This window comes from Streptomyces sp. NPDC017936 (assembly GCF_044328485.1).
Classification (GTDB): domain Bacteria; phylum Actinomycetota; class Actinomycetes; order Streptomycetales; family Streptomycetaceae; genus Streptomyces.
On record NZ_JBIRHK010000004.1, the window covers coordinates 61,715 to 77,312 of the forward strand.

The window sequence follows — 15,598 nt, forward strand, 5'->3', positions numbered from 1 at the left end:
GCCGGGAAGCTTGCCGCTCCAGTACCTCTGGCACCTCCCGCGGGTGGAGCGGCAAGCAAGGCTCACGTGGCCTCAGCAGTCCCGGAACTCCGGAGACTGGTTCAGCACCTGACTGCGGACCGAGGTGAAGCGGGCCAGCGTCTCGTCGACCGACGTGTCCGACGGGAACACCGCCACCCGGTGGCAGTTCTGGAAGGCCAGTCGCACACCGAAGTGCCGCTGCAGGGCACCGCGTATCGCGTCACTCGCCAGTGCGCGCAGCAGCTGGCCGCGTGCCTGCTCGTCCGGCGGGGGCGTCTGGTTGTCGGCGAACTGGCCGCCGTCCACCTTCAGCTGGGCCACCAGGGAGCTGATCATCTCCCATGCGTAGGGCAGGGAGGTCCGGACGCAGTCGACGAATTCGGCTTCGTCGACCTCGCCTCGCTCGGCCTGTTCCAGTAGGGCCGGTGAGACGTCGAGCGACATGGGTTCTCCTCTCGCACCCCCGAAGCGCAGGGGTTGCCGGACAGGGACAGGGAGTCCGCCAAGCACAGACACCGAGATGCGCGGACACCGAGCACGCTGCGTACACGCATTGCGACCTCCCGTTCTCTACCGTAGGCAACGGACCGTGACCGCACCAGGAGAATGGGCACATAGGGAGCGACGGTTGGGCGCAGTATCGGCCACTGTCGAACACGGGTTTTCCAGGGCGAAAGGTGTGACCCGCAGGGTCTCCGTCGAGGGCGGGGGCGGGAGACGGGCGGGCGAAAGGTGTGACCCGCAGGGTCTCCGTCGAGGGCGGGGGCGGGAGACGGGCGGGCGAATCGCGTGACGCGTGAGGTGTCGAGTAGCGTTGCGGACCATGCGTCTCGTCATCGCCCGGTGCTCCGTGGACTACGCGGGCCGGCTCACCGCCCACCTCCCCTCCGCCCCCCGTCTCATCCTGGTGAAGGCGGACGGCAGCGTCTCCATCCACGCCGACGACCGGGCCTACAAGCCCCTGAACTGGATGTCCCCGCCCTGCACGCTGAAGGAGGGAACCGGCGACGAGGAGGGCGTCTGGACCGTCGTCAACAAGGCGGGCGAGAAGCTGATCATCACGATGGAGGAGATCCTGCACGACTCCTCGCACGAACTCGGCGTCGATCCCGGCCTGATCAAGGACGGCGTGGAAGCACACCTGCAGGAACTGCTCGCCGACCGCATCGAGACGCTCGGCGACGGCTACACGCTGATCCGCCGTGAGTACATGACCGCGATCGGCCCGGTCGACATCCTGTGCCGGGACGCCGAGGGACGGACCGTCGCGGTCGAGATCAAGCGGCGCGGCGAGATCGACGGCGTGGAGCAACTGACCCGCTATCTGGAGCTGTTGAACCGCGATCCCCATCTGGCGCCGGTGCGGGGCGTCTTCGCCGCCCAGGAGATCAAGCCCCAGGCCCGCGTCCTGGCCACGGACCGCGGCATCGCCTGCCAGGTCCTGGACTACGACGCGCTGCGCGGTATCGAGGACGACAAGCTGCGGCTGTTCTGAGCGAGGGCGCGACGGCGCTCGCGCACGACGACGGGGGCCGGGTCCGACGACGGACCCGGCCCCCGTCCGTGCCGTGGCGGCCGGGCCGGCTCAGATCACCGCTTCCGAGGGGACCGACTCCGAGGAGTCCGCGTCCGACGCGCTCGGCGAACCGGCGCTGCTCTGCGTGCTGATCGGGGAGGACGGGGCGGCGTCGCTGGCCGAGGTCGACGTGGACGGGTCGGTGGTGCTCGGCGTGGACGGGTCGTCGGTGGGCGTCGAGGGCTCGTCCGTCGGCGTCGAAGGGTCGTCCGTCGGCGTCGAGGGGCTGTCCGACGGCGTCGTCGGCGGCCTGGACGTCGTGCTGGACGACGACGGCCCCGGCGTCCCGCTCGTGCCCCCGCTCCCCGAGCCCGACCCCTGCGAGCTGCTCGCCCCGGGGGTCGGCTCCGCCTCGTCCGTCGGCGTCGGATCGTCCGACGTCCCCATCGTCCCGTCCGGTCCCGGATCCGTCGGGCGGCTGGTCGCCTCCCCGGTGTCGCCGGAGCCGGTGTCGTCGCCCGGCGTGTCCGCGTCGGGGTCGCCGTCGTCCGTGCCCGTGCCCGTGCCCGCGGAGGGGTTGACGCCGACCCGGTCGGAGGGGTTGGTGGCGTCGTTGTCGGAGGTCGCGCCGAGCGTGACCACGGTGCCGAGCACGGCCACGAGCAGGGCGCCCGCGCCGGCGGCCACGAGGTTGCGCTTGGCCAGGCTCCGCAGGCCGCCCCGGCCGCGGTGGGCCGGCGGGGAGGGGGTCCGGGCGGTGACGAGGGTGGGGCCGGTGGGCGGCGTCGACGGGAGGGCCGCCGGGACGCCGCGCGGCGGTGACGCCGGCTCCTCGCGGCGGGCCTCGGGCGTCTCCTCGGCGGCCGTGAACGCCGCCAGACCGGGTACGTCGCCGGAACGGTCGGCGACCAGGGCGAGGGCGCGGCGGCCGGCGACCGTGCCCCGCTTGTCGGTGAGGGCGCCGCGCAGCCCGAGGGAGGCCTCGAGTTCGGAGCGGGCCCGGTCGAGCTGTCCCGCGCAGAGCGCGAGGACGCCGAGTTCGTGGTGGAAGTAGGCCCGGTCGGCGGACTGCCCGGCGAGGCGCGCGGCCTCGGCGCCCTCGTGCAGGGCGTCCTCCCAGGCGTTCCAGTGCAGTCCGGCGGCGAACGCGGGCGCCGCGGTGCGGGCCAGCTCGACCGCGCCGGCCTGTTCGCCCTCGGCGGGCGGCTCGGTGTCCGGTGTGGTCGCGGTGAGGGCCGCGAGGACGGCGTCGGCCTCCGCGCAGACCCGCTCGGGCGTGACCGAGGGGTGTCCGGCCCACCAGGCGTAGTGCCGGGCGGCGGTGCGGGCGCGGTCGGCGACGTCGTCGGCGTACCCGGCGGCCTCCAGCTGGGCCCGCACGCCGGCGGCGAGCCGGTAGCGGGCGCCGACCGGGGAGACGAGTCCGCAGGCGACGAGTTCGCCGAGGGCGGCGTCGGCGTGGGTGTCGCCGACGAGGGCGGGCAGGTGGGCCTGGTGCGGGACCTCGCCGCCGAGGGCGACGGCGAAGCGCAGGGTGGCGCGGGCGGAGGCGCTGAGGCGGGCGGCGAGCAGCGGGGCGGGCGCGGCGGCCTCGCCCAGCGAGGGCAGCGGTATCTCCTCGGCCTGGCCGGCGTCGGCGTCGGCGGGCGCGGCGAGCGGGCGGGCGTCCTCGAAGACGCCGAACTCGTCGACGGCCCCCGCGGTGGCCCGCAGCTGGTCGCGCTGCAGCAGCAGGGCGCCGGCCTGGACGAACCGCAGCGGCAGGCCCTCGGACTCGAACCAGAGGTCGCCGGCCCAGTTGGCCTCCTCCTCGGTGAGGACGCGGCCCACGGCATGCTCGATCACCTCGACGCCGCCCGCCCGGTCGAGGCCGCTCAGGGCGATCTCCTCGACGGCGGAGCCGGCGGAGGGCGCCGGGGTGTCGGGGGTCGCGCCGAGCAGGAAGGCGCACTCGGGGGTGGCGTCCAGCAGCTCGTCGAGGGCGGCGCCGCCGAACTCCAGGTCGTCGACCACGACGACCGCGCCGATCTCGCCGACGAGGGTGCGCAGTTCGTCGTCCTCGGGGCGGTGCAGGGGGGCCTCGTACACGACGTGGAAGAGGTCGTGCAGCAGCTCGGTCGTGGTGCGGCGGTGGCCGCTGAGCCGGACGACGCCGTCGGGGGCGAGGTCGGCGCAGTCCTCGGCGACGAGGTCGAGCAGGCTGGTGCGGCCGGAGCCGGCGGGGCCGGTGAGGCGGACGGAGCGGCCGCGGGCGAGCAGGCGGACCAGCTGTTCGCGCTCGTCCTGGCGGCCCAGGAGCGGCTGGGCGGGCCGGGCGGGTCCGGCCGGCGCGGGAGGCCGGGCGGCGCGGTCGGCCTCGGCGCGTGCCTCGGGGGTGCGCTTGGCGGGCCGTCCGGGCCGCTCGGTGGGCGGGCACAGCTCGATCTCGCTGCCGTCGACGGGGTTGACCGTGAGGAGGTGGTCCCCGCAGACGAGGCGCACGGTGCGGGCGAGCGTCGGCGCGTGCTGGCCGAAGTCGGGTGTCAGGGGATCCCTGGAGGGGCGCGGGCGCGGTGCGTGGCCTTCGCGGCCGTGCTCCTCGGGTCCCCGGTTCGTCGGGTCCATCGGTTCAAGCCCCCCAAAAGCGTCGTGTGGCGGTAACCCCTCCCGGCCTTGCTGCACACTGCGCTGTCGCTTCTGGTCCGGTGCCCGCTCGAGGGCTGCGGACGGCGGGCAGACGAACCGTAAACCTTCGCACAGTATCTACGACAGTCCGGGGGGCCGCGCCGCCCGAGACGTCACGGTCTTGTGAGGATTGCGCCGTCCCCGCGTCGCCGCGGACCGGCCTCGGACCCCCGGTACCCGCCTCGGGCCTCCGGTACTCGCCTCGGGCCTCCGGTACTCGCTTCAGACGCCGGGCAGCGACTCCACGCCGATGCCGTCCTCGATGGCGAGGATGCGGTGCAGGCGGGTGGCCACCAGCAGACGCTGCATCTGGGGTGGTACGCCCCGCAGGACCAGGCGGCGGCCGCAGCGGCCGGCCCGGCGGTGGACGCCCATGATGACGCCGAGGCCGGTGGCGTCCCAGAAGTCGAGTTCGGACAGGTCGAGCACCAGGTCGCCGACGCCGTCGTCCACGGCCGAGTGCAGGACCGTACGGGCGTCCGCCGCGCTGCGGACGTCGAGGCGGCCCCCGACGACCAGCTCGGCGTGGTCGCCCCTGATGTACATAGCGCTCCCCTAAGCGTGCGTCTCGTGCTCCGCGGTGTGATGTCCGGTGTTGCCTCCTCTGACTGCGTGAAGCGGTCGGAGGTTGCCGTCTGTGAGCGAACCGATACCGAATTCACCCGCAGGGGTGAGGCTCCTGGGGCCCGTGCGGTGTCAGCGCCTGCAGAAGCCCTGCCCGCTCGCGCGCCCGGTCTCACCGGCGTCAGCCATCCGGCGCATCGGTCACCCTGCCCATGGCTCTCGGCCGGACACTAGCGGTCGTGAGGGGCTGTGTGACCAGTTAGTAACGCGTCTCACGTCTCAGGGCGTGAGACACCGGTCACGTCGTCAATTCCTGTCGGATTCGCACCGATTGAGGCCGTCCTGAGCAGCAGTGACGAAGGGAACGGAACGGATGCGGAAGGACGGTCTAGATTGGCGGCATGGTCAATCTGACACGCATCTACACGAGGACCGGCGACCGGGGCACCACGGCCCTCGGCGACATGAGCCGGGTCGCCAAGACCGATCTGCGGATCGCCGCGTACGCGGACGCGAACGAGGCGAACGCGGTGATCGGCACGGCGATCGCGCTGGGCGGGCTGGACGAGGAGATCGTCGGGGTCCTCACCCGCGTGCAGAACGACCTGTTCGACGTGGGCGCGGACCTGTCGACGCCGGTGGTGGAGGACCCGGAGTTCCCGCCGCTGAGGGTGGAGCAGTTCTACGTCGACCGCCTCGAGGCGGACTGCGACCGCTTCAACGAGCGGCTGGAGAAGCTGCGCTCCTTCATCCTCCCGGGAGGCACGCCCGGCGCGGCCCTGCTGCACCAGGCGTGCACGGTGGTCCGCCGCGCCGAACGCTCCACGTGGGCCGCGCTGGAGGTGCACGGCGAGGTGATGAACCCGCTGACCGCGACCTACCTCAACCGGCTGTCGGACCTGCTGTTCATCCTCGCGCGGACGGCCAACAAGGCCGACGGCGACGTGCTGTGGGTGCCGGGCGGCGAGCGCTGAGCGCGGCCCCTTCCCGCAGGTTCCCGGTCGCCCGCTTCATCGCCGGACTCCTTCCTCCTCCCCCCGGGACACGGCCCCCTCCGCCCGGGCGTCCGCCGGGGCCTTGCGGGGCCAGACCGTGTACGACAGGGCGATCAGGCCGTGGATGCCGACCGCGCGCAGGGCCACCCCCTGGAAGGCGCGCAGCGAGCTGACGTCCCCGGAGCCGCCGACGTACCACACGGCGAGCTGGAGCAGGGCCAGGGCGACGGCTCCCCCGTACACGGACCGCAGCCACAGCCTCGCCTCGTGGCGGGCGCGGGCCCGGCCGTGGCGGGGCGGCTTCGGCGGGGGCGGGGCGCCGCCCAGGCGGTGGGCGGCGTGGCCGTCGAGCCAGCGGATCGTGTAGTGGCCGAAGGCCACGGTGTAGCCGATGTAGAGCGCCGCCAGGCCGTGCTCCCAGCCGGGCTCGGCGCCGTTCTCGAGGTCGACGGCCGTCGCCGCGAACAGGACCAGTTCCAGCACCGGCTCGCACAGCAGCAGCACGACGCTCGTGCGGCGCCACCCCAGCAGGTAGCGGACGGCCAGTCCCAGCGCCAGCAGCACCCAGAAGCCGATCTCACAGGCGGCGATCAACCAGACGATCACGGTTCGCTCCTCTCGCTCACCCTCCCAGGCTCCGGTGCGGGGCGGCCGGAATCGTCGTCGCCGGTGACGAACCTCCGGTACATCGAAAGATGCAGTCCGGGACCCTTCCGTGGCAGCACGTGCGGGCCCGGCGGGCCGTGTTGGATGGGGTCATGGCCCTTCGACTCCCGCGCCCGCACCGGTTCGACGCGTTCGTGGCGGCCGGCGGGCTGCTCGGCGGGCTGCTGCTGTGGGGCATCGGGCTGGGCACCCGGCGGGCGGACGACCCGATCGTCCTCCTCGACGGCCGCTGGCCGCTCCTGCTGCCGCTCGCCGTGATGGCGGGCTGCGAGGTGCTGCGCCGGGCCGCCCCGCGCCTCGCCCTGGTCACCGGCACGGCCGCGCTGACCCTGGACACGATGACCCAGGGCAGCGTGGTCACGCTGATCATGTTCACCGACGTCGTGTACGCGGCCGTGCTGTACGGCACGCCCGCCTCGGCCCGGCGCGTCCCGTGGGTCACCGGGCTGCTCACGGTGGCCGCCACGGTGGTGCCGTTCGCGGTCTGGCGGGTGCCCGAGGCGCTGCTGATCGGGGTGGGCGTCGGGGTCGTCTCGTTCGCGCCCGCCTCCACCGGCCTGATCGTGCGCAACCACCGCGACGCCGCCGAGGCCGCCCGGCTGCGCGCCGAACAGACCGCGCTGCTCGCCGAGATGGACCGCACCCAGGCGGTCGTCGCCGAACGGGCGCGCATGGCCCGCGAGCTGCACGACATGGTCGCCAACCACCTGTCGGCGATCGCGATCCACTCCACGGCCGCGCTCTCCCTCGACGACCCGGCCACCTCGAGGGAGGCCCTGTCGGTCGTCCGGGAGAACAGCGTGGAGGGGCTGGCCGAGATGCGGCGGCTCATCGGCATCCTGCGGGACGGCAGCGGGGACCGCGAGCCGGCCGCCGCCCCCACCCTGGACGGCCTGGACGCCCTGGTCGAGGGCGCCCGCGCCAACGGCCTCGACGTCAGCCTGCGCGCCGACCACGCGGACGTCCCCGCACCGGTGGAACTGGCCGCCTACCGGATCGTCCAGGAGTCGCTGACCAACGCCCTCAAGCACGCCTCCCCCGGCCGGGTCTCCGTCGCCCTCGCCCAGCGCGACGGGGTGCTGGACGTCCGGGTGAGCAGCCCGTACGGGCACCGGGACGGCCCGCGCGCCCCCGGCTCCGGCTCCGGGCTGGTGGGGATGCGGGAGCGGGCGGCGCTGCTGGGCGGCACCTTCACCGCCGGGCCGGAGGGCGCCCGGTGGACCGTCCACGCCGTCCTGCCCGTCACCGGGACCGCCGGAACCGCCGAAGGAGACTCCGCATGATCCGCGTCGTCGTCGCCGAGGACCAGTCCGCCGTCCGTGCCGGGCTGGTCCTCATCCTGCGCAGCGCACCCGACATCGAGGTCGTGGGCGAGGCGGCGGACGGGGAGCAGGCGGTGGCGCTGGCCCGCCGGCTGCGCCCGGACCTGGTGCTGATGGACGTTCAGATGCCGCGCCTCGACGGGGTGTCGGCCACCCGGGCCGTCGTCGGGGAGGGCCTCGCGGACGTCCTCGTGCTGACCACCTTCGACCTCGACGAGTACGTGTTCGGCGCGCTGCGGGCGGGGGCGGCCGGGTTCCTGCTGAAGAGCACCGAGGCCGGGGACCTCCTCACGGCGGTGCGGACCGTCGCGCGCGGCGAGGGCGTCGTCGCCCCGGCCGTCACCCGCCGGCTCATCGCCGAGTTCGCGGCGCGTCCGGTGCGGGAGCCGAAGGCCGACCCCGAGGCCCTGCGGTCGCTGACCCGGCGCGAGCGCGAGGTGCTGGCGTGCCTCGGCGAGGGCCTGACCAACGCGGGGATCGCGGAGCGGCTGGACATGGCGGAGGCGACGGTGAAGACCCACGTCAGCCGACTGCTGGGCAAGCTCGGGCTGCGCAGCCGGGTGCAAGCGGCGGTGCTCGCGCAGGAGTTGGGGATCCAGGGGCACTGATCCCCTGGTGGTCCAGACCTATTGACCTGTGGTCCAGACCTTTCTATTCTCGCGGCACCGTGGGTGTGAAGGCTCAGTCACGCCCCCCACTCCCCGCTCTTGAAAAGGAGGCGCTGCATGCGCTTCGGACACAGAGCAGCGGCAGGGCTCGCCACCCTGCTGCTTCCCCTCGCCGGCCTGGTCGGTCTCGCGAGCCCCGCCCAGGCCGCGACCTCCGCCACCGCCACCTACTCCAAGCCCCAGGACTGGGGCAGCGGCTTCGAGGGCCGGTGGACGGTGAAGAACACCGGCACCACCACCCTCACCTCCTGGACCGTCGAGTGGGACTTCCCCTCCGGCACCTCCGTCACCTCGGCCTGGGACGCCGACGTGACCTCCGCCGGGACCCACTGGACCGCGAAGAACAAGTCCTGGAACGGCACCCTGGCCCCCGGCGCCTCCGTCTCCTTCGGCTTCAACGGCACGGGTTCCGGCTCCCCGTCCCAGTGCAAGCTCAACGGCGGCAGCTGCGACGGCACCTCCGTCCCCGGCGACGCGGCCCCCTCCGCCCCGGGCACCCCCACCGCCTCCGACATCACCGACACCTCGGTGAAGCTGTCCTGGAGCGCCGCCACCGACGACAAGGGCGTCAAGAACTACGACGTCCTGCGCGGCGGCGCCAAGGTCGCCACCGTGACCACCACCTCGTACACGGACACCGGCCTGACCGCCGGCACCGACTACTCGTACACCGTCCAGGCCCGGGACACCGCCGACCAGACCGGCCCGGTCAGCGGGGCGCGCGCCGTGCGCACCACCGGCGGCACCACCGAGCCCCCGCCCACCGGCGACAAGGTCAAGCTCGGCTACTTCACCGAGTGGGGCGTCTACGGCCGCAACTACCACGTGAAGAACCTGGTGACCTCCGGCTCGGCCGCCAAGATCACGCACATCAACTACGCGTTCGGCAACGTCAAGAACGGCCAGTGCACCGTCGACGACACCTACGCCGCCTACGACAAGGCCTACACCGCCGACCAGTCCGTCAGCGGCACCGCCGACACCTGGGACCAGCCGCTGCGCGGCAACTTCAACCAGCTGCGCCAGCTGAAGGCCAAGTACCCGCACATCAAGGTGCTGTACTCGTTCGGCGGCTGGACCTACTCCGGCGGCTTCGGCCAGGCCGCGCAGAACGCGGCCGCGTTCGCCAAGTCCTGCAAGTCCGTCGTGGAGGACCCGCGCTGGGCCGACGTCTTCGACGGCATCGACATCGACTGGGAGTACCCGAACGCCTGCGGTCTGACCTGTGACTCCTCCGGTGCGGCGGCCTTCAAGACGCTGATGCAGGCGCTGCGCACCGAGTTCGGCCCGAACTACCTGGTCACCGCGGCCATCACGGCCGACGGCTCCTCCGGCGGCAAGATCGACGCGGCCGACTACGGCGGCGCCTCCGCCTTCGTCGACTGGTACAACGTGATGACGTACGACTACTTCGGCGCCTTCAACGCGCAGGGCCCGACCGCCCCGCACTCGCCGCTCACCTCGTACGCCGGCATCCCGCAGGCGGGCTTCAACTCCGCCGACGCGATCGCCAAGCTCAAGGCCAAGGGCGTGCCGTCCAAGAAGCTGCTGCTCGGCATCGGCTTCTACGGCCGCGGCTGGACCGGCGTCACCCAGTCCGCCCCCGGCGGCTCGGCCACCGGCGCGGCGCCCGGCACCTACGAGCCCGGCATCGAGGACTACAAGATCCTGAAGAACTCCTGCCCCGTCACCGGCACCGTCGCGGGCACGGCCTACGCCCACTGCGGCACCAACTGGTGGTCCTACGACACCCCGTCGACGATCGCCGGGAAGATGAGCTGGGCCAAGAACCAGGGCCTGGGCGGCGCGTTCTTCTGGGAGTTCAGCGGTGACACCGGCAACGGCGAGCTGGTGAGCGCCATCAACAGCAACCTGTAGCAGCGAACCGCACCACGTCGATCCGCCCTCCCCCGGCCCGTGTCCGGGGGAGGGCGGATGCGTCTACGCGACGTTCACCGTCCCCCAGCAGCTCCGCTGCCGGGGGCACCCCCACCCAGCGGGGCCCTGAACGTCGCTACGCGACGTTCACCCTCCCCCAGCAGCTCCGCTGCCGGGGGCACCCCCACCCAGCGGGGCCCTGAACGTCGCTACGCGACGTTCACCCGCTGTCCGGGCGGGGCCGCCTCCAGCCACGCGAGGAAACCGGTCAGCGCGTCCTCGCTCATGGCGAGTTCGAGGCGCGTGCCCTGATGGGTGCAGGCGAGGACCACCGCGTCGGACAGCAGCGCCAGTTCCTCCTCGCCCTCGGGCAGGCGACGGCCGGCCACCTCGATCGAGGCGCGCTCCAGGACGCGGCGCGGCCGGTAGGCGTAGGAGAAGACGCGGTACCACTCGACGCGGTCGCCGTTGTAGCGGGCGACGCCGTAGCTCCAGCCCTTGCCGCTGGTGTCCGGTTTCTCGGGGACGTCCCAGCGCAGGGAACAGTCGAAGGTGCCGCCGGAGCGCTGGATGAGTCTGCGCCGCAGCCCGAAGACGAACAGCCCCAGCACCACCAGGGCCACGACGATTCCGCACACAGTCAGAGCGAGGACCATCGACACCGACCTCCTCGTCTCCTAGGTACCTTCGAATGAGGTAACGGAACGGAAAAAACATCCATATCTGCCTCAGCCGCGGCCGGCTCCGGATCGCTCCGGTGCCGGCCGCGGCTGAGTGACGTCATACGGCTCCGCGCTGGGTCAGCGGGTCGCCGCCGCACGCAGTCGTACGTCCGCGCGGCGCTCGGCGAGGGCGTCGCCTTCCGCCTTCGCGCGCTCGAGCTCGCGCTCCGCGCGCTGGACGTCGATCTCGTCCGACAGCTCGGCGACCTCGGCCAGCAGGGACAGCTTGTTGTCCGCGAACGAGATGAAACCGCCGTGCACCGCGGCGACGACCGTCCCACCATCACTCGTACGGATGGTCACCGGGCCCGACTCCAGCACACCGAGCAGCGGCTGGTGACCGGGCATGACGCCGATGTCGCCGGACGTGGTGCGCGCGACGACCAGGGTGGCCTCGCCGGACCAGACCTCTCGGTCGGCCGCGACCAGCGCGACGTGCAGCTCAGCAGCCAAGGTGGCTCCTCGGGTCACCACCCGGCGGGTCTGCCGGGTGTTGGTTACAAGTCTAGTGGGCGTACGAAGAGGGGCGGGACGCGCCCGCCCCTCTTCATGAGCGCGAGGCTCAGGAGACGCCCAGCTCCTTGGCGTTGTTCTTGAGGTCCTCAAGACCACCGCACATGAAGAACGCCTGCTCCGGGAAGTGGTCGAACTCGCCGTCGCAGATCGCGTTGAACGCGGCGATCGACTCGTCCAGCGGCACGTCCGAACCGTCCACGCCGGTGAACTGCTTGGCGACGTGGGTGTTCTGGGACAGGAAGCGCTCCACGCGACGGGCACGGTGGACGACGAGCTTGTCCTCCTCGCCGAGCTCGTCGATACCGAGGATCGCGATGATGTCCTGGAGGTCCTTGTACTTCTGCAGGATCGTCTTGACGCGCATGGCGGCGTCGTAGTGCTCCTGCGCGATGTAGCGCGGGTCCAGGATGCGGGACGTGGAGTCCAGCGGGTCCACGGCCGGGTAGATGCCCTTCTCGGAGATCGGACGGGAGAGAACCGTCGTCGCGTCGAGGTGGGCGAAGGTGGTGGCCGGGGCCGGGTCGGTCAGGTCGTCCGCGGGGACGTAGATCGCCTGCATCGAGGTGATCGAGTGACCGCGGGTCGAGGTGATGCGCTCCTGGAGGAGACCCATCTCGTCGGCCAGGTTCGGCTGGTAGCCCACCGCGGAGGGCATGCGGCCGAGCAGGGTCGACACCTCGGAACCGGCCTGCGTGAAGCGGAAGATGTTGTCGATGAAGAACAGCACGTCCTGCTTCTGGACGTCACGGAAGTACTCGGCCATGGTGAGGCCGGCCAGCGCGACGCGCAGACGGGTGCCCGGGGGCTCGTCCATCTGGCCGAAGACCAGCGCGGTCTTGTCGATGACGCCCGAGTCCGACATCTCCTCGATGAGGTCGTTGCCCTCACGGGTGCGCTCGCCGACACCGGCGAACACGGAGACACCGTCGTGGTTGTTGGCGACGCGGTAGATCATCTCCTGGATGAGCACCGTCTTGCCGACGCCGGCGCCGCCGAACAGACCGATCTTGCCGCCCTTGACGTACGGGGTCAGCAGGTCGATGACCTTGACGCCGGTCTCGAACATCTCGGTCTTCGACTCGAGCTCGTCGAAGTTCGGGGCCTTGCGGTGGATGGACCAGCGCTCGCCGGAGTACTGCTCGTCGACGTTCAGCACCTCACCGAGGGTGTTGAACACCTTGCCCTTGGTGAAGTCGCCGACCGGGACGGTGATGCCCGTGCCCGTGTCGGTGACGGCGGCCTGGCGGACCAGACCGTCGGTGGGCTGCATGGAGATGGTGCGGACCAGGCCGTCACCCAGGTGCTGGGCGACCTCCAGGGTCAGCGTCTTCTTCTCGCCCGCGTTCGCCGGGTCGGAGACCTCGACGTGCAGGGCGTTGTAGATGTCCGGCATCGCGTCGACGGGGAACTCCACGTCGACGACCGGGCCGATGACCCGGGCGACGCGGCCCGTGGCCGTCGCGGTCTCAACAGTGGTGGTCATTAGCGGTCACTCCCCGCGGTCGCGTCGGCCAGGGCGCTCGCGCCACCGACGATCTCGCTGATTTCCTGGGTGATTTCGGCCTGGCGGGCCGCGTTGGCAAGACGGGAGAGCGTCTCGATGAGCTCGCCCGCGTTGTCGGTGGCCGACTTCATCGCGCGCCGCGTGGCGGCGTGCTTCGAGGCCGCCGACTGGAGGAGCGCGTTGTACACGCGGCTCTCCACGTAGCGCGGCAGCAGGGCGTCGAGGACGTCCTCCGCCGAGGGCTCGAAGTCGTACAGCGGAAGGATCTCGTCCTTCGGAGCCGCCTCCTTCGCCACCTCCTCGAGGCTGAGCGGCAGCAGGCGGTCGTCGAGCGCCGTCTGCGTCATCATCGAGACGAACTCGGTGAAGACGATGTGGATCTCGTCCACGCCGCCCTCGGCCGTGTCCTTCTCGATGGCCTCGATCAGCGGGGCCGCGACCTTCTTGGCGTCCGCGTACGACGGCTCGTCGGTGAAGCCCGTCCACGAATCCGCGATCTTGCGCTCACGGAAGTTGTAGTGGGCGACGCCGCGCCGGCCGACGATGTACGTGTCGACCTGCTTGCCCTCGGCCTCCAGCCGCGCCGTCAGCTGCTCCGCCGCCTTGATCGCGTTGGAGTTGAAGGCGCCGGCCAGTCCGCGGTCGCTGGTCAGGAGCAGCACCGCGGACCGCGTGACCGTCTCGGCCTGCGTGGTCAGCGGGTGCCTGGTGTTCGAACCGGTACCGACCGCCGTGACCGCGCGGGTGAGCTCGGCCGCGTACGGCGTGGAGGCCGCCACCTTGCGCTGCGCCTTGACGACGCGCGAGGCGGCGATCATCTCCATCGCCTTGGTGATCTTCTTGGTCGCGGTGACGGATCGGATGCGACGCTTGTAGACCCGGAGCTGGGCTCCCATGAGTCAGGTCCCTTCCTTACGTCACTTGGCGGCGGACGCGGCGTCCTCGCCGAGCAGCTTGCCGTCCGAGGTCTCGAACTGCTTCTTGAACTCCGCGACGGCGTCACCGATCGCCTGGATGGTGTCGTCCGACATCTTCGCGCCCTCCTTGATGGAGGTCATGAGGCCCTGGTGCTTCCGGTGCAGGAAGTCCAGCAGCTCGCGCTCGAAGCGGCGGATGTCGCCGACCGGGACCTCGTCCATCTTGCCGTTGGTGCCGGCCCAGATGGAGACGACCTGGTCCTCGGTGGCCATCGGCTGGTACTGGGCCTGCTTCAGCAGCTCGACCATGCGCGAACCGCGCTCCAGCTGCGCCTTCGACGCGGCGTCCAGGTCGGAACCGAAGGCGGCGAACGCCTCCAGCTCACGGAACTGGGCGAGGTCCACGCGCAGACGGCCGGAGACCTGGCGCATCGCCTTGTGCTGCGCGGAACCACCGACTCGGGAGACGGAGATACCGACGTTCAGCGCGGGACGCTGACCGGCGTTGAACAGGTCCGACTCCAGGAAGCACTGGCCGTCGGTGATGGAGATGACGTTGGTCGGGATGAACGCCGAGACGTCGTTGGCCTTGGTCTCGACGATCGGCAGACCGGTCATCGAGCCGGCACCCATGTCGTCGGAGAGCTTCGCGCAGCGCTCCAGCAGACGGGAGTGCAGGTAGAAGACGTCGCCCGGGTAGGCCTCGCGGCCCGGCGGGCGGCGCAGCAGCAGCGACACGGCGCGGTAGGCGTCGGCCTGCTTCGACAGGTCGTCGAAGATGATCAGGACGTGCTTGCCCTCGTACATCCACTGCTGGCCGATGGCCGAACCGGTGTACGGCGCCAGGTACTTGAAGCCGGCCGGGTCGGACGCCGGGGCGGCGACGATGGTCGTGTACTCCAGCGCGCCGTTCTCCTCCAGCGCGCGGCGGACCGACGCGATGGTCGAGCCCTTCTGGCCGATGGCGACGTAGATGCAGCGGACCTGCTTGTTCACGTCGCCCGAGCGCCAGTTGTCGCGCTGGTTGATGATCGTGTCGACGGCCAGGGCGGTCTTGCCGGTCTGGCGGTCGCCGATGATCAGCTGACGCTGACCACGGCCGATCGGGGTCATCGCGTCGACGGCCTTGTAGCCCGTCTCCATCGGCTCGTGCACCGACTTGCGCTGCATGACCGTGGGGGCCTGCAGCTCGAGGGCGCGGCGGCCGGACGTCTCGATCTCACCGAGGCCGTCGATCGGGTTGCCGAGCGGGTCGACGACGCGGCCGAGGTAGCCCTCGCCCACCGCGACGGAGAGGACCTCACCGGTACGGGTGACCGGCTGACCCTCCTCGATGCCGCTGAACTCACCGAGGACGATGGCACCGATCTCGCGCTCCTCGAGGTTGAGGGCGAGGCCGAGGGTGCCGTCCTCGAACTTCAGCAGTTCGTTGGCCATGGCCGAGGGCAGACCCTCGACCTTCGCGATGCCGTCGCCGGCAAGGGTGACCGTACCGACCTCCTCGCGCGAGGCCGCGTCCGGCTTGTACGACTGGACGAAGTTCTCCAGCGCGTCCCGGATCTCCTCCGGCCGGATCGTGAGCTCCGCCATCTGGGTTCCCTGCTCTCCTTGTTGGGCCCGAAGTTTCTTTGGGGGTCTGGGGGCG

14 protein-coding genes are annotated in these 15,598 nt (G+C 71.6%); 5 read left to right on the forward strand and 9 right to left on the reverse strand.

Annotated elements, in window-relative coordinates; all coding sequences use genetic code 11:
• Positions 1–72: 72 nt before the first annotated feature.
• Positions 73–465 (reverse strand): SCO5389 family protein, encoded by a 393-nt coding sequence (locus ACH4F6_RS09720; RefSeq protein ID WP_397959385.1) that lies wholly within the window; start codon positions 463–465, stop codon positions 73–75.
• Positions 466–844: 379 nt separating this feature from the next.
• Between ACH4F6_RS09720 and nucS the strand changes: the two genes are divergently transcribed.
• A complete protein-coding gene (gene nucS, locus ACH4F6_RS09725; protein WP_397959386.1) occupies positions 845–1,516 on the forward strand; it encodes an endonuclease NucS in 672 nt (223 codons plus the stop codon).
• A 90-nt stretch (positions 1,517–1,606) separates the two neighbouring features.
• Here the strand turns inward: nucS and ACH4F6_RS09730 are convergent, their stop codons facing one another.
• Both ACH4F6_RS09730 and ACH4F6_RS09735 read right to left on the reverse strand, forming a co-directional pair.
• Complete coding sequence (locus ACH4F6_RS09730) at positions 1,607–4,141, reverse strand: ATP-binding protein (RefSeq protein WP_397959387.1); 2,535 nt, start codon at positions 4,139–4,141, stop codon at positions 1,607–1,609.
• 282 nt (positions 4,142–4,423) lie between these two features.
• On the reverse strand, positions 4,424–4,747 hold the full coding sequence (locus ACH4F6_RS09735; protein WP_397959388.1) for an STAS domain-containing protein: 324 nt from the start codon (positions 4,745–4,747) through the stop codon (positions 4,424–4,426).
• 419 nt (positions 4,748–5,166) lie between these two features.
• On the opposite strand from ACH4F6_RS09735, the gene ACH4F6_RS09740 reads away from it, so the two are divergent.
• A complete protein-coding gene (locus tag ACH4F6_RS09740) occupies positions 5,167–5,739 on the forward strand; it encodes a cob(I)yrinic acid a,c-diamide adenosyltransferase (protein ID WP_397959389.1) in 573 nt (190 codons plus the stop codon).
• A gap of 36 nt (positions 5,740–5,775) precedes the next feature.
• On the opposite strand, the gene ACH4F6_RS09745 is transcribed toward ACH4F6_RS09740, so the two are convergent.
• Positions 5,776–6,366, reverse strand: a complete 591-nt coding sequence (locus ACH4F6_RS09745) for a hypothetical protein (RefSeq protein ID WP_397959390.1) — start codon at positions 6,364–6,366, stop codon at positions 5,776–5,778.
• Between the two features lie 152 nt (positions 6,367–6,518).
• Here ACH4F6_RS09745 and ACH4F6_RS09750 point away from each other — a divergent pair, with 152 nt between their 5' ends.
• The 3 genes from ACH4F6_RS09750 to ACH4F6_RS09760 all read left to right on the forward strand — a co-directional run bounded on the left by ACH4F6_RS09750 (position 6,519) and on the right by ACH4F6_RS09760 (position 10,294).
• The gene (locus ACH4F6_RS09750) at positions 6,519–7,709 is read left to right on the forward strand and encodes a sensor histidine kinase (protein ID WP_397959391.1); all 1,191 of its coding nucleotides are present in this window, start codon (positions 6,519–6,521) and stop codon (positions 7,707–7,709) included.
• The gene (locus ACH4F6_RS09755; RefSeq protein ID WP_397959392.1) at positions 7,706–8,356 is read left to right on the forward strand and encodes a response regulator; all 651 of its coding nucleotides are present in this window, start codon (positions 7,706–7,708) and stop codon (positions 8,354–8,356) included. Before ACH4F6_RS09750 ends, ACH4F6_RS09755 begins: the two co-directional genes overlap by 4 nt.
• 117 nt (positions 8,357–8,473) lie before the next feature.
• Positions 8,474–10,294 (forward strand): glycosyl hydrolase family 18 protein, encoded by a 1,821-nt coding sequence (locus ACH4F6_RS09760; RefSeq protein WP_397959393.1) that lies wholly within the window; start codon positions 8,474–8,476, stop codon positions 10,292–10,294.
• Between the two features lie 209 nt (positions 10,295–10,503).
• On the opposite strand, the gene ACH4F6_RS09765 is transcribed toward ACH4F6_RS09760, so the two are convergent.
• From ACH4F6_RS09765 to atpA, 5 genes are all read right to left on the reverse strand, one after another.
• The gene (locus ACH4F6_RS09765; protein WP_397959394.1) at positions 10,504–10,950 is read right to left on the reverse strand and encodes a DUF2550 domain-containing protein; all 447 of its coding nucleotides are present in this window, start codon (positions 10,948–10,950) and stop codon (positions 10,504–10,506) included.
• A 144-nt stretch (positions 10,951–11,094) separates the two neighbouring features.
• On the reverse strand, positions 11,095–11,469 hold the full coding sequence (locus ACH4F6_RS09770; protein WP_397959395.1) for a F0F1 ATP synthase subunit epsilon: 375 nt from the start codon (positions 11,467–11,469) through the stop codon (positions 11,095–11,097).
• Positions 11,470–11,578: 109 nt separating this feature from the next.
• Complete coding sequence (gene atpD, locus ACH4F6_RS09775; protein ID WP_397959396.1) at positions 11,579–13,015, reverse strand: F0F1 ATP synthase subunit beta; 1,437 nt, start codon at positions 13,013–13,015, stop codon at positions 11,579–11,581.
• Positions 13,015–13,932 carry a F0F1 ATP synthase subunit gamma gene (locus ACH4F6_RS09780; RefSeq protein ID WP_397959397.1) on the reverse strand — a complete coding sequence of 306 codons (918 nt, stop codon included), beginning with the start codon at positions 13,930–13,932 and terminating at the stop codon, positions 13,015–13,017. Before ACH4F6_RS09780 ends, atpD begins: the two co-directional genes overlap by 1 nt.
• Positions 13,933–13,953: 21 nt before the next feature.
• Positions 13,954–15,543, reverse strand: coding sequence for a F0F1 ATP synthase subunit alpha (atpA, locus tag ACH4F6_RS09785; protein ID WP_397959398.1), 1,590 nt, complete (start codon positions 15,541–15,543; stop codon positions 13,954–13,956).
• Positions 15,544–15,598 lie beyond the last annotated feature (55 nt).

Bases quoted from the DNA above. Each gene is read 5' to 3' on its own strand.
- ACH4F6_RS09720 (WP_397959385.1), bottom strand. From the start codon at position 465: ATGTCGCTCGACGTCTCACCGGCCCTACTGGAACAGGCCGAGCGAGGC.
- nucS (WP_397959386.1), top strand. From the start codon at position 845: ATGCGTCTCGTCATCGCCCGGTGCTCCGTGGACTACGCGGGCCGGCTC.
- ACH4F6_RS09730 (WP_397959387.1), bottom strand. From the start codon at position 4,141: ATGGACCCGACGAACCGGGGACCCGAGGAGCACGGCCGCGAAGGCCAC.
- ACH4F6_RS09735 (WP_397959388.1), bottom strand. From the start codon at position 4,747: ATGTACATCAGGGGCGACCACGCCGAGCTGGTCGTCGGGGGCCGCCTC.
- ACH4F6_RS09740 (WP_397959389.1), top strand. From the start codon at position 5,167: ATGGTCAATCTGACACGCATCTACACGAGGACCGGCGACCGGGGCACC.
- ACH4F6_RS09750 (WP_397959391.1), top strand. From the start codon at position 6,519: ATGGCCCTTCGACTCCCGCGCCCGCACCGGTTCGACGCGTTCGTGGCG.
- ACH4F6_RS09755 (WP_397959392.1), top strand. From the start codon at position 7,706: ATGATCCGCGTCGTCGTCGCCGAGGACCAGTCCGCCGTCCGTGCCGGG.
- ACH4F6_RS09760 (WP_397959393.1), top strand. From the start codon at position 8,474: ATGCGCTTCGGACACAGAGCAGCGGCAGGGCTCGCCACCCTGCTGCTT.
- ACH4F6_RS09765 (WP_397959394.1), bottom strand. From the start codon at position 10,950: ATGGTCCTCGCTCTGACTGTGTGCGGAATCGTCGTGGCCCTGGTGGTG.
- atpD (WP_397959396.1), bottom strand. From the start codon at position 13,015: ATGACCACCACTGTTGAGACCGCGACGGCCACGGGCCGCGTCGCCCGG.
- ACH4F6_RS09780 (WP_397959397.1), bottom strand. From the start codon at position 13,932: ATGGGAGCCCAGCTCCGGGTCTACAAGCGTCGCATCCGATCCGTCACC.
- atpA (WP_397959398.1), bottom strand. From the start codon at position 15,543: ATGGCGGAGCTCACGATCCGGCCGGAGGAGATCCGGGACGCGCTGGAG.